Source organism: Clostridium sp. YIM B02506, from assembly GCF_022324845.1.
Taxonomy (GTDB): Bacteria; Bacillota; Clostridia; order Clostridiales; family Clostridiaceae; genus Clostridium_T; species Clostridium_T intestinale.
This window is the reverse complement of sequence record NZ_JAKGTG010000021.1, coordinates 13,658-26,732: the sequence shown is the minus strand read 5'-3', so window position 1 is coordinate 26,732 and position 13,075 is coordinate 13,658. Positions and strand designations below refer to the sequence as shown.

Below are 13,075 nucleotides of genomic sequence, written 5' to 3'. Positions count from 1 at the left end.
TCCTCCACTGATTAATCCTCATTTATTATATGAGAATAATTATTCATGTGTGAATTATTCACCATTGGAAAAATATATCATATTTATATATTATAAACATTGTACTGGGGGAGTAGTATGAAGATTTGCGTAGATGCTAGAGGGTTAAACTGGTATAAAGGAACTGGTATAGGCACCTATACTTATAATTTATTAGTAAATATGATCAACTTAAATAGAGAAGATTTTTACCATATATTTTGGTCTGGTGGAGACTACGATTCTTTTCATAATGATAAAACAAAAATATTAATGGCTTCTAAAAAACATCAAAGATTTTTTGAATCTTACTATATACCCTCATTTGTAAAAAAAGAGCTTATAGATATTTATCATATTCCTCAAAACGGAATTGGATTAGAAGAGAATATAGATTGCAAAAAAGTCGTTACTATTCATGATCTTATACCTTATATATTACCCGAAACTGTAGGTAAAGGTTATTTAAAGAAATTCTTAACAACAATGCCCAAAATAATGGATAACTCTCATGGTATATTAACAGTTTCAAATTACTCTAAAAAGGATATTTTAAAATTTTTTCCTGAAATTGATGAGGATGATGTTTTTGTTACTCCTCTAGCTGCTAATGAAAATTACAGACCTTTAAATAAGGATATTTGCAAAAAACATGTTCAAGAGAAGTATGGTATAAATACTCCTTTTTTCTTATATTTAGGAGGATTTAGTTCAAGAAAAAATGTCAAAGGACTAATTTTGGCATTTGAAAAAGCTTTTAGAAGCTTTCCTAAAGAAAGAAGCCTATTAATTATTGGTTCATTGAGAGAAGAAGGAGAAAAATTGAAACAATTAGTTCAAGATAAGTCTTTACAAAAAAATATTGTATTTGGTGGTTTTTGTGAAAACTCTGATCTTCCTGTATTATATAATGCGTGTGAAGCTTTTGTTTATCCATCTCTTTATGAAGGGTTTGGACTTCCCCCACTAGAGGCAATGAGTTGTGCAACTCCTGTTATAACCTCAAATATAACATCAATCCCTGAAGTAGTAGGTGATAGTGGTTTATTGATAAATCCACTTGATATATTGGATATATCAAATGCCTTAGTCAAAATATCTGAAGATTCAAACCTTAGTGAAGATTTAAGTGTAAAAGGTCTTGAAAGAAGTAAATATTATTCTTGGGAGAATACAGCCAAAGAAACTCTAAAAGCTTACAATAAAATCAATGAAAAATACTTGTTTGAATAAAAAGATATCTCAAAATACTTTAAATAGTTATTTTGAGATATCTTTCTACTTCTACTTTCTAACATCTAATATATCATCTATTCTATCATAATCTGTTGTATCTGGAACTCTATTAACAATATTAGTCATTATGGATAACACTTTTTGATTATTAATTTCTTCAAACTCCTTATCTACAACTATATTATTATAAAAAGCTCTCGAGCTTGGGAAAAATCCTTCATTATTTAAAGTATCCACACTAATAAGATTTTGATTGTCTATTAAGAATCTTAAAAATCTATTAGCAACATCTTGCCTTTCATACTCACTCTTCAACGCAACAATATTATCTCCATCAAAGGAAACAGCTCTATTACCTCCGACTACAATAGCTGGAATCATTATAGCTTTTAAGGAGTTTTTTAAGTTATTGTTAATAATATTTTTATAATTATTTTTATCAGCGATATAACCTAGCGGAGTTTCTTTTCCCATTAAATTATCATCTTTAATTATATTAGTTATTTCTTCCGCTTGATTTATATTACCACCTTGATAAATAATAATCTTTTCTATCTCCTCAATAGTAGTTAAATCATATGAAAATAAACTTATTTCATTGTTAGATTTACTATCTATATCTTTATATAAATCTATTAATTCATTCCAACTTCTTATATCTTCTGATTTATATCCATATTGGTTCAATATATCTTCTCTAATAATTAAAAATTGAGGATTGCTCTGTATTGGTATACCTAAGTAATGTTCACCTTTTTTCACCTCATTTAATCTCCATAAATTAAAGTTCTTACTGTAACTATCTATTATGTTATCTTGATAGCTTATATGTTCTAAAGAATCCTCATTTATACTTCTCAATGTTTTAGAATCTAACATTATAAGATTTATTTCATTTTCAACATTTGATGCTTTATTTAAATATCCTATTATTTCATCTTTATTATGCTTGGTAACATTAATTTTACTCTTCTTATTTGCACTCATAAACATTTCTGCTGAGTCTTTTAAGTAAACATAATTTTCTTCGTTAGTTATAATCTCAATACTCCCAACTAACTCCTTATTATTAATAATTTTAAACACTTTATACATAGATAAAACAAGTAGGGTAATCACAATTAATACTATTATATTCTTCTTTAAATTTCTCATAAATAAACTCCTTAAAGCGAACTTACTATAAACTTATCACAAATATCTTAATATATCAAACCTATCCATTTTCAATTGAAAATGATTATTCTTTTGCAATATGTAGAATTATATTTTATAATTATTAATGGATTTATATAGAAAATAAGGAGGGTAAAATGTATAATGCACATTGATAACTTAAAATATTTTTATGATATTGCAACCACTAAAAATATATCATTTGTGGCAAAAAAATCTCATATATCACAATCAGCATTGTCCCAACAACTTATCAAGCTTGAAGATAAACTTGATACCAAACTTCTAGAAAGAAGTAATAAAGGAGTCAATTTAACTCCTGAAGGTGAAATAGCACTAAAATATACTAAAACAATCCTAACAAGCTATAGTAGAATGTTAGAAGAACTAAATGCTTATAAAAACAATAAAAAGACAGTAAATATCTATTCTCTTTCCTACGTAAAAAACTTCATTCTACCAGGTTTTATAGGAGATTTCAAAAAAAACTTTAAAAATTATAAAATAAATTTATCTTCTATAGAAACACCATTTAATGAGGAGTCTCTAAACTCAAGTTCATTCGACATAATAATTAGTAGTGAAAAGTTTCTAAGAGAAGATATAGTATGCCAAAAGCTTTTTGATGATGAGTTTGTAGCCCTAGCATCCCCTAAGTTCAATATTAAAGATGAGTATTCTATAGAAGAAATTCTTACTCTTCCTATAATAATAGTTAACAATAATACAAATATATCAAAATACGTTGAAGATAAACTATCTTCTTTTAGCTCAAATAGTGATTCATTAAATGTTCTTTTTACTACTGACTCACCACTCACCGCTTTAAATGCATTACTTGTTAATGAAGCCATATCTTTTGCTCCAAAAACAGTTGCACAATTATATACTAAAGACCATAATCTTAAAGAGATGAAAATAAGCAACTTTGCACTTTCTTATTCCATGTACCTATTGGTAAACAGATCATTTTACATGGATGAAAAAGTATTTATTGACACTCTCAAGAAAAAAATAAAAGGGTTCTTAAAATAAGAGCCCTTTTCTCATCTAATAATTTCTCATAAGTAATCCTTTGATAACTTCTATTAATATATCTTTATACTCATTATCAGGCAACTTATTTATTCTCTTAAATGCCTTATTAGTATATTTTAGTGCTAGTTCTTTTGCTTTTTCTACACCTTTATTTTCTCTAACCAATTTAATTATTTCATACACATCTTTGTCATCAAATGTTTCTTTTTTCATATACGGTTCTATTTTTTTCTTATCGTTTCTAAATGCTATTATAAATGGCAAGGTAAATATACCTTGTTTTATATCATTCATTGCAGATTTTTTAATGCTTTCATCAGTTCCTGTATAGTCTAGAATATCATCTATTATTTGAAAAGCCATTCCAATATTGTGACCTATATTCCAAAATTCTCTACATAGTTTTTCAGAACAATTACTTTCTGCAGCTCCTATATACATAGAAAGTGAAAATAATTCTGCTGTTTTTCCAGATATTCTAGATAAATAATTTTTAACTGATAAATTTTCACTAAATTTAGAATTAAGTTGCTCTATTTCTCCAAGACATATTCTAGACATAGCCTTAGAATCTATCTTTATACTTTGTAAAGATCCTTCTGATGCTAATAATCTGAAACAAGCACAAAATAAATAATCTCCAATATAAACCGCGTAATCTTTACCGTATTTTGACTGGATGGTTTCAGTACCTCTTCTGACCTTTGCATCATCTATAATATCGTCATGAACCAAGGTAGCCATATGTAACATTTCTACTACAGATGCTAATGCTCTCACCTTTCCTTCGTTACTTTCTCCCCATTTAGAGCTTATTATAACAAAAGCAGGTCTTAGCATTTTCCCACCTGATTCTATAAGTTCAATAATAGATTTTTCTATAAACTTATCTTTACATTTTGCATTTTTCTTCATGAGTTTTACTACTTCTTCTAACTCATTTTTAATATATATATTACTATCCCACATTTTATCCATATAATCGCCTCAACTTTTAAGATATTTTACCAAAATACGGAAGTTTAGACATGTGCTTTAAGGCATAGTTCGCAGTCAGTCCAATAAAAAATCCAGTAAGAATTCCTACTAAAGATAATACTGGTAAATATAGCATAACCCCTATATTCTTAACTATCCAAGACGCTATTAAAAGTTGCCCAACATTGTGAAACACAGCACCAGCGCAACTTACCCCTATAATGCTTACTTTGTCTGCTCCAATTTTTTTTACTATTATCATTATTAAAAAACTTAGCAAGGCTCCAGAAAATGAATACATAAAAGAGGATAGGTTTCCTCCAAACATCGTTGCTAAAGCTAACCTTAATATAATAATATAAAATACATCTCTTTTTTTATCTAATGTATATAATGCAATTACTGTTATTAAATTTGCTAATCCAAGTTTAGCCCCTGGAGTTGCGAAAGGAACCGGAATCATATTTTCAAATATATGTAATACTAATGCTTGAGCAACCAATAATGACATATATACTAGTTTGGTTGTTTTTCTCATATAAATTCACCTCTAATATGAAAGAATCACTCCATCATCTGAAGTATCTCCTTTAATTTCTACCATCAATCTATGAGGTAAGCATACTAATTGTTCTCCTACCTCACTTATGTAGCCTGGTCTTATACATATTTTATCTGGGCAATCTGCCTCAATGATAGCAATAGTATCATCTTTAACTGAAACTACATTAATTCCCGATTCAGTTTTTACTTCAATTATTTCTTCCCCTTTGTGGGCTGATAAAGGTATATTTTTATAAACCTTTCCATTTACAGTAATTTGAGCATATTTACTATTGTAATCTTTATTCAAAACCACACCAAAAATTACCGCTGGAATAAAAGATAACACTACAAGTAGAATAATAATTACTATATCCCACTTTTTAATCATATCATTCTTCTCCAATCTCTAATCTTTTTCTTAAACTGTATAAATAATCATAAGGTAGAGTGAATTCACTCTACCTTATTAAGTTTACCATATTAATATAATTTAATTTATTTTTGTCCTTGTTTATATACTGGTACTTTTTTACCCAACCAGTAATTTCCTACCTTTTTTGTTATCCATGGCATAACATAGTAGTCTAAACCAAATGTTCTACCAGCTCCTTGCATTAAAGCAATTGAAGAGAATATATACCATAATATACTCCATTCACCCATAGCTGAGAATATGAAGTTAAAGCCCATGAATATTGAAGCTGCTGAAGCTAAGAAAGTAAATAGTCCTGCTATTAAGCATAAACCGATACCTAACTCTAATAAAACAACCATTCTTTGGAACCATACTGCTACATCTGCATTTGGAATCATTATTTTCATAATAGCTTCATAAAATTTTGGCATATGTTCAAATATTGGAACTGGAAGTGCTGCTGCTGCATCACTTGTTGCTTCAGATGCTCCTGAACCTGCTGCTGCTTGAACCCATTCAAATGGCATTTTAACATTTCCAGCTTTAAACCAAGAATCACTTGCTAAACCATTTGAGAAAATATTAAACAAACCTTTTAGTCCCTTGTCATCCCAAGTTCCTTCACCTACAAGTTTCTTAAGACCTTCTAGTAACCAAATAACTCCTACGTATAATCTTAATGGAACAAGCCATAGTCTATTACCTTTTGAAGCTAAATGTCCTCTCATTATGTTTCTCTTATCTTCTATTGAGAAGAACTCATGATTTAAATAATGATAACATGCATTTATTCCATTTACACCCCATAAATAATATAGATTAACCATATGTTTCATAAATAAAGCAAGGAATCCAGATAATTTTATACCTGCTAGGTTAGCAACTCCATATTTCCCTCCAATAGAAACCATAAATCCATGATAATTTGATTTAAATTTAGTCATTTCTTTATTTTCTATTGTTGCAACTATATTGCTAACAGCTGTATTTGCTGTTTGCTCTGCAGCTTCAACAATCTGAGGAGTTCCTTTTCCTGGTTCTTCTTCAAAATAAGTTAAATCACCAACAACAAATACATCTTTTTTACCTACTGCTTGCATGTATTCATTTGTTTGTAATCTTCCTGCTCTTGCAGTTTCTAATCCATATTCTTTAACTTCTGCATTAGCTTGTATACCGCAAGTCCAAATTAAAGTATTAGTTTCTATTTCTGTACCGTCTTTTAGAACTATTTTATCTTCAGTAACTTCTACTATTGGGGAATTTTTAAGTACTTCTACCCCTTTTCTAACCATATATTTTTCAGCTTTGTCAGCTTGTTGTCTATCTAACATATTAAGAATTGTTCCCATAGCTTCAACAACTAACAATCTAACTTCGCTTTCATCTACATTGTATTCTTTAGCTAACTTTGTTTTCCATTCAATAAGTTCCCCAGCCATTTCTATTCCAGTGAAACCTGAACCTGCTACAGCAAAAGTTAACATCTTCTTTCTAGCTTTAGCATTTCTTTCTTTAGATGCTTTTTCAAACATTTTTTGAATATGTTCTCTTATTTCTAATGCATCTTCAAAAGACCATAAAGTAAATCCATTTTCTTTAACTCCTGGTACTCCAAAAAATGCTGGTTCTGAACCTGTACCTACTATTAAATAATCATATTCATAGCTACCGTGAGTTGTTTTTACAACTTTTTTATCAGTATCTACTTTTTCGATATAGTCAGTAACGAGATTAACTTTTGTTCTAGCAAAAATCTTAGTTAAATCGACTTGAACTGACTCCTTATGAACTCTTCCACCAGCTACTTCATGTAATTCAGTCATTAATGTGTGGAAGGTATTTTTGTCGATTAATGTAATCTCAACATCATCGTTCTTTTTGTATTTCTTTGCTAATTTTTTAGCAGAATGAACTCCACCATAACCTGCTCCAAGAACAAGTATCTTTTTCTTATTAGACATTTTACCACCTCTTTAATTTATTCTTACATTTTTGTTCAGAAAACATACTTAAATACAAATCCATATTCATTTTATCCTTTTTTTTTCGCTATGTCTATAGATAAAGAGTGTCATTTTCTTATTTAGGTTAATAGTTTATCAATCCCGTTTTCTTTTTAACAACCTGCTTTTCAAGGTTTCTTAAACATTTTCACTATATAAAAATCATATAAGTTTTTTTAATATAACATAAGTAACTTTAATTATATTTATTCGAAAAAGCGTGTATAATTAAAAATGTTGATGGAAATAATATCTTTCTTGTCAACTTTTTCACAATATTATAATATAAATTATATTTTTAAGGGGGATTCTCTCAATGAAAAAGAAAACTTTACTAAGTGTTATCGCTGCTGCTACTTTAGCTGTAACTATATTTGCTGGTTGCGGAAAGAAAGAAGACACTGCAAAAACTAACACTGACACACCTACTAAAACAGAAGACAAAACTGATGCTGTAACTACTGCATCTATAGTTAACGATGCTGATGCTTTTGTAAAAGCAGCTAGCAAAGAAGGTACTTGGATCATTGCAACTTTAGGAGATCTTAAAGTTGATAAAGAAATCAAATTAGAAGGCGAATTTAAAAATGGTAAAAAAGACGATAAGGGTAATGATGTTATCCAACGTAAAATAGGTCTTTATACTCAAGATGCTGATCACAATGTAACAGCTAGATTTACATTAACAGCTCCAAAATTAACAGTTACTAGCCCAAATGCTAGAATACAAAGCGGAACTTTCAAAGGTGATGTTTATGTATCTGTTGATAACTTCCAATTAGTTGATGCTAAAATCGATGGAAACTTATACTTTACTACTGATACAGCAAAATCTACATTCAAAATGGATGATAAGAGTTCTGTAACTGGAGTACAAGAATTAAAGAAATAATCTACTAAATATAGGAGGTATAAAGTCATATGACTTTATACCTCCTTCATTTTTTATTTATCTAGATAAACTAATTGTTCTTGGTATAATTCTATCTTTAAATAAGCTACCATTCTTTCTACTATCTTATGATGTTTTTTGAACTTAAATTCTTGAGTTTGACAAACATTTTCACATTTATCATCTTTTCCATGTTTCTTGCATTTTTCTTTTCCGTATTCTTCAAATTCATCATATTCTGCAAATTCATTGTAGTTATCATAACCGTAGTCTTTTCCACCAACATCTTCACTATCTATAGCTTGGTCTGCGTCAAATATTCTAGCTTCTGCTAATCTACAGAATGGTTTTTCAATATAAATTATCTTATCAGCAAAATCCCATTCACATTTAGAATTACCCATTTCAAATCCGCCACAAGAACAATCTATTGATTTATTGCATTTAGTGAAGTAGTTAATTTCTTTTCCATTTTCTCTACATTCTATTACTGGTTTTTGGATATAGTCGATTTCTGTAGCTGTACTAAATGGAACTTTTACTGTAGCATGTTTTATTGCTCCAACCATAATTTGTCCGTTACAACCTGGTTTTCCAGCAACTGCATACTCTATATTTTTTTCTATATATCCAGTTAAAAATAGCTTTCCATATCCTTTATCAGGGTTTACAGGATCTACTTTACCACAATTAACCATAAGTTTACATTGAGTTATATATACTTCTTTCTTTACCCTCTTTATTTCATATAAATCGTCACATAATTCTATACAAGATTGTAAATCGATTTGTACATCTCTAACTGATAATAAAACAGGAAGCCTAGTATAAGTTACTCTACATCTAGGGTTTATTGATGCATTAGTGCTTGAGCTTAAATTTACTTCTTCTGAGTATATTTTACTTGAACAGTATTTTTTAGACATTTGTTATTCCTCCTCTTGTCCATCGAGTTATCTTCTGTAATAATAGTATATTCTCTACTTCACATGTTGTTACACCTTTCGACAGTTTTGTGTTATTTATATTAAAATATATTTTTCTTCCTCAAATTAACATATAACGCATTTATTACATATAATAATTAAAAATGAATTGTGGAGGTTTATATGGATACAGAAGAAATTCTACTTAATGGATTCCTAACTGAAGAAGAATTACAAAACATTTCTTTAAGACGCGGTTATCTAATGGAAGATAAAGATTATTTATTTCTATCCGACAAATCCTATCCTTTAAAGAAATTAATAAGTATAGATTTATCTCTAAAAATTGTTTCATTTAAAAGCCTATTAACAGCAGACAGCAAGATAAATTATTTTGAGGGAGTAAAGGAATTTAAGATATCTTATGCAGATGATAATGATGACGAGGTTAATCTTACAAAAAAGGCCCCTTTTAATGGTAGCTTTATTACTCCACTTAGAGAATCATTAAAAAATGTTCAAGTTCATCTAATACATGGATACTTCTATGTAGCTGACACAAATATTATTGACTATTATATAAGCTACTTCTTAAAATATGGCGTTAAACCCAACTCTCAAACCTCGAGATACGATACTGATTCAGAATTTTATTAGGAGGTTTTTATGAAAATTCTATTTGATGGTTTTGGAATTACTCATCATGTAGGAAATTCCTTAGGATCCTACACTAATGAGATTATTTCATTAATCAATAACACCGAAGATGAAATAGATTTTAATGTACTTCTTTATAATATAGATAAGCCAACTTCCGATTTATCATTTAAGAATGTAACTCCCCTTTACCTTAATATAGATAGGAGTATATATCCTTCCCCTAATATAAATAATGTTATAAATAGATATGAAATAGATCTTTATCACGATCCAAATAATGGCTTTCTTGCACCTGAAGAGCCTATAAATAACTATATAGTTTCTCTCAATACTTTATTACCGTATCTAGAGCCCACTCTTGTAGATGATAAGTTCAAAAGAAGTTTTTATAAGAGAGTTCCATACGCTTTAGAAATTTGTAAATATCTATTAGTACCAACTAAAGCTTTTAAGGAGGATGTTTTAAGAACCTTTCCTAAAATGAAGGATAAAATAATATGCTCTTATCCAAAAATAAACGAGATATTTTCTCCTAAAGATACATTAGAATCATCTAAGTTTATTTTAAATAATTATAATATAAATTCTCCATTTCTACTTTATGTTGGTGATATTTCAAAAAGAAAATCTATTGAGAAACTTATTTATATTTTAAAAAATCTAGCATCTACGCCTCTGAAGCTTGTTTTAATTGGAGATTATAAGAAAAAAAAATACGCCTATTACAGACATATTTTAGAACTAGCGTCATCACTTTCTTTAGAAGACAAGATTATATTCTTAGGTAAAATACCTCAGCATAATTTACCTTACTTCTATTCTAATGCACTATGTACAATTGATTTTTCTATATATAACTCCTACCCGCTATCATCAGTGGAGGCTGTGCACTGTAAATCTGTAGTTATAGTAAATGATACGCCTTCTAATAAAGAAATCTTAAAAAAATCTGCTTTCTTTATAGATTCAGCTAACTTAAATATAGCTGTAGATATGATTAAAACCTTATACTCTAGAAAAAATATAAAGGGAAAATTAACTGGAAACTTATCTAATCCAGTTGCCGGAGATTTAAAAGAACTGTTTAACTTGTATGAAAAATAATAATAGGTGGATAACTTTATCCACCTATTATAATATTTCTGTTAACACATCAATAACTTCACCCTCGGTATTATCATAAATAAAATTAATCACTTCATTTATAATTTCATTTGATTTATTTGTGCTATTACTTACACAACATAATCCTATAGTTAACTTTTTGTGTTCATCCATACTTTCTATCTCAGCTACAGAAACATTAAACTTATTTTTTATTTTAGCCAATATACTTCTAGAAACCATACGTTTTTCTTTTAAACTATTCGCCCAAGATATTCTAATAACTATCTCAGCAGTACCTATAATCAATCTAAACACCTCTAAATTATATTCTTTCTAATATTATTTCCCAATCTTCGTTAATTATAGACATCAATATTACATCATCATAAATTCCTTCAATTCTATTAAAATAATAATTCTTTCTTAAACCTTCTTCAATAAATCCTACATTCTTAGCAACCCTCAAAGAAGGAACATTTTTATAATTTATATTTACCTCTAATTTATGAAGATTGATATAAGTAAAGCAAAAATATACAAACCATTTTAATATATGCTTCATTATTCCTTTATTCGTATATTTATCATTAAGAATATACCCTATCTCTCCCCTTGAATCTTGAGAATCTATAGAAAATAACCCTATTAGCCCTATTACCTTATTACTATTCTTATCTATTACTACCCAATCTATTCGTTCTCGTTTATCGTACTCTTCTAAAAGCTCTTCTATAAATACTCTAGCATACTTCTCATTTATACTACTAGGTGATCTATAAAATATAGGCTCTTTTCTATTTTTATAAATTTCTATAATATCTTTTCCATCCTTTTTGTCTGGTTTTCTTAAAATATATTCATCTAATTCTAATTCAACAAAGTCATTGAATATTTTTTCCAAGTAATTTAGTCTCATATAAGCAACTAATTCCATAGAAATTCTCCTAAATATTATTTATATAATATTTATACTTTTAAAATTACTTGTTATGAATACTTTTTAGTAAAAAAGCTCCTCAAAATTATGAGAAACTTTTCTTAAAGTTTGAATCTTTCTATTTTAATTACTTAGTATATTAAACCAAGAAATTTTTTAAATACATATAATAGGCTCCTTTAGCTGGTGATGTGTCCTCGTCTATAAAAGCATCTACTTTTATATTTTCTAATAAATATCTTTCAAATTCTTGCCTTACTATTTTAGATTTCTTTAAAACACCGCCCACTATACCTATCTTACAGCTTTCAAAATTCAACTTATTGAATATTCTCTCAGTAGTTTGTGCAATAGCTTTTCCTTCATCTCTTAAAATTTTAATAGAAATCTCATCTCCCATTTCACCTAACTTAGCAACAATAGGGGTTATAGATGCAATTTCATCCTTTGTCTTTGAGTATACAAACTCTATTATCTCATTAACCTCTTTTTTATTTAAAAATTTTAATATCTCAGTAGAAAGAACACTAAGTTGGAAACCATAATCATACTCGTATATCATGTTTTTTAAAGCCTCTATAGCAATTTTATATCCACTACCTTCGTCACCTAAAAGATTTCCCCAGCCTCCACATCTAGCTTCTTGTCCATTTTTTATTCCATATGCTATTGAGCCAGTACCAGCTATGGTTAAAATTCCATCTTCGCCCCTTAATAAAGCTTTAAGAGCCAATTGACTGTCATTCATTATTACTGATGATATATTAAAATTTTTCTTTATAGCTTCATAAACTATCTTTGAATTATCCCCTGATTCTGATCCAGCTAGTCCTAGATATAAGCCCTTTAGTCCTTCTAATCCTAACTTGTCTATCAATTCTTTTAAACCCGATAGAATATTATCTAAACCTTCTTCTTTACCATTTAGAAGATTACCGAAACCTCTTAATACTCTATCCATAATCTCTCCATTTAAATCAAAGGCAACGATTTCAGTTTTAGTTCCACCACCATCTACTCCAATAACATAATTAACCATACAAACCTCCACATATAATAATTAATTCTAATAAGATACATTATAATTATGTACATTCTATAATCTAGTATATATGTGTACAACTTCATTCGCAAGGTCTC

General features: G+C 28.6%; 14 protein-coding genes. 5 read left to right on the top strand and 9 right to left on the bottom strand.

What is annotated here, in order from left to right; all coding sequences use genetic code 11:
* Positions 1-117 precede the first annotated feature (117 nt).
* A complete protein-coding gene (locus L1S49_RS15335; RefSeq protein ID WP_238906005.1) occupies positions 118-1,251 on the top strand; it encodes a glycosyltransferase family 1 protein in 1,134 nt (377 codons plus the stop codon).
* A 51-nt stretch (positions 1,252-1,302) separates the two neighbouring features.
* Here L1S49_RS15335 and L1S49_RS15330 read toward each other — a convergent pair whose 3' ends face one another.
* Positions 1,303-2,409 carry an extracellular solute-binding protein gene (locus L1S49_RS15330; protein ID WP_238906003.1) on the bottom strand — a complete coding sequence of 369 codons (1,107 nt, stop codon included), beginning with the start codon at positions 2,407-2,409 and terminating at the stop codon, positions 1,303-1,305.
* Positions 2,410-2,574: 165 nt separating this feature from the next.
* Here L1S49_RS15330 and L1S49_RS15325 point away from each other — a divergent pair, with 165 nt between their 5' ends.
* The gene (locus L1S49_RS15325) at positions 2,575-3,465 is read left to right on the top strand and encodes a LysR family transcriptional regulator (protein WP_238905995.1); all 891 of its coding nucleotides are present in this window, start codon (positions 2,575-2,577) and stop codon (positions 3,463-3,465) included.
* 15 nt (positions 3,466-3,480) lie between these two features.
* On the opposite strand, the gene L1S49_RS15320 is transcribed toward L1S49_RS15325, so the two are convergent.
* The 4 genes from L1S49_RS15320 to L1S49_RS15305 form a co-directional block, all read right to left on the bottom strand.
* Positions 3,481-4,446 (bottom strand): polyprenyl synthetase family protein, encoded by a 966-nt coding sequence (locus L1S49_RS15320; protein WP_238905993.1) that lies wholly within the window; start codon positions 4,444-4,446, stop codon positions 3,481-3,483.
* A gap of 16 nt (positions 4,447-4,462) precedes the next feature.
* Positions 4,463-4,984: a Gx transporter family protein gene (locus L1S49_RS15315; protein WP_073022542.1), complete on the bottom strand. Its 522-nt coding sequence runs from the start codon at positions 4,982-4,984 to the stop codon at positions 4,463-4,465.
* 12 nt (positions 4,985-4,996) lie between these two features.
* On the bottom strand, positions 4,997-5,380 hold the full coding sequence (locus L1S49_RS15310; RefSeq protein ID WP_238905991.1) for a NusG domain II-containing protein: 384 nt from the start codon (positions 5,378-5,380) through the stop codon (positions 4,997-4,999).
* Positions 5,381-5,487: 107 nt separating this feature from the next.
* On the bottom strand, positions 5,488-7,371 hold the full coding sequence (locus L1S49_RS15305) for an FAD-dependent oxidoreductase (protein WP_238905988.1): 1,884 nt from the start codon (positions 7,369-7,371) through the stop codon (positions 5,488-5,490).
* Between the two features lie 358 nt (positions 7,372-7,729).
* On the opposite strand from L1S49_RS15305, the gene L1S49_RS15300 reads away from it, so the two are divergent.
* A complete protein-coding gene (locus L1S49_RS15300) occupies positions 7,730-8,305 on the top strand; it encodes a hypothetical protein (RefSeq protein ID WP_238905987.1) in 576 nt (191 codons plus the stop codon).
* Positions 8,306-8,358: 53 nt separating this feature from the next.
* On the opposite strand, the gene L1S49_RS15295 is transcribed toward L1S49_RS15300, so the two are convergent.
* Complete coding sequence (locus L1S49_RS15295; protein ID WP_238905985.1) at positions 8,359-9,231, bottom strand: CsxC family protein; 873 nt, start codon at positions 9,229-9,231, stop codon at positions 8,359-8,361.
* A 183-nt stretch (positions 9,232-9,414) separates the two neighbouring features.
* On the opposite strand from L1S49_RS15295, the gene L1S49_RS15290 reads away from it, so the two are divergent.
* Entirely contained in the window at positions 9,415-9,888 is a 474-nt protein-coding gene (locus tag L1S49_RS15290; protein ID WP_238905983.1) for a hypothetical protein, read from the top strand.
* Between the two features lie 9 nt (positions 9,889-9,897).
* The gene (locus L1S49_RS15285; protein ID WP_238905981.1) at positions 9,898-10,995 is read left to right on the top strand and encodes a glycosyltransferase; all 1,098 of its coding nucleotides are present in this window, start codon (positions 9,898-9,900) and stop codon (positions 10,993-10,995) included.
* Positions 10,996-11,022: 27 nt separating this feature from the next.
* Here L1S49_RS15285 and L1S49_RS15280 read toward each other — a convergent pair whose 3' ends face one another.
* The 3 genes from L1S49_RS15280 to L1S49_RS15270 form a co-directional block, all read right to left on the bottom strand.
* Entirely contained in the window at positions 11,023-11,313 is a 291-nt protein-coding gene (locus L1S49_RS15280) for a DUF503 domain-containing protein (RefSeq protein WP_238905979.1), read from the bottom strand.
* Positions 11,314-11,320: 7 nt separating this feature from the next.
* Positions 11,321-11,932 carry a GNAT family protein gene (locus L1S49_RS15275; RefSeq protein ID WP_238905977.1) on the bottom strand — a complete coding sequence of 204 codons (612 nt, stop codon included), beginning with the start codon at positions 11,930-11,932 and terminating at the stop codon, positions 11,321-11,323.
* A gap of 142 nt (positions 11,933-12,074) precedes the next feature.
* A complete protein-coding gene (locus L1S49_RS15270; RefSeq protein WP_238905975.1) occupies positions 12,075-12,974 on the bottom strand; it encodes a BadF/BadG/BcrA/BcrD ATPase family protein in 900 nt (299 codons plus the stop codon).
* Positions 12,975-13,075: the final 101 nt, after the last annotated feature.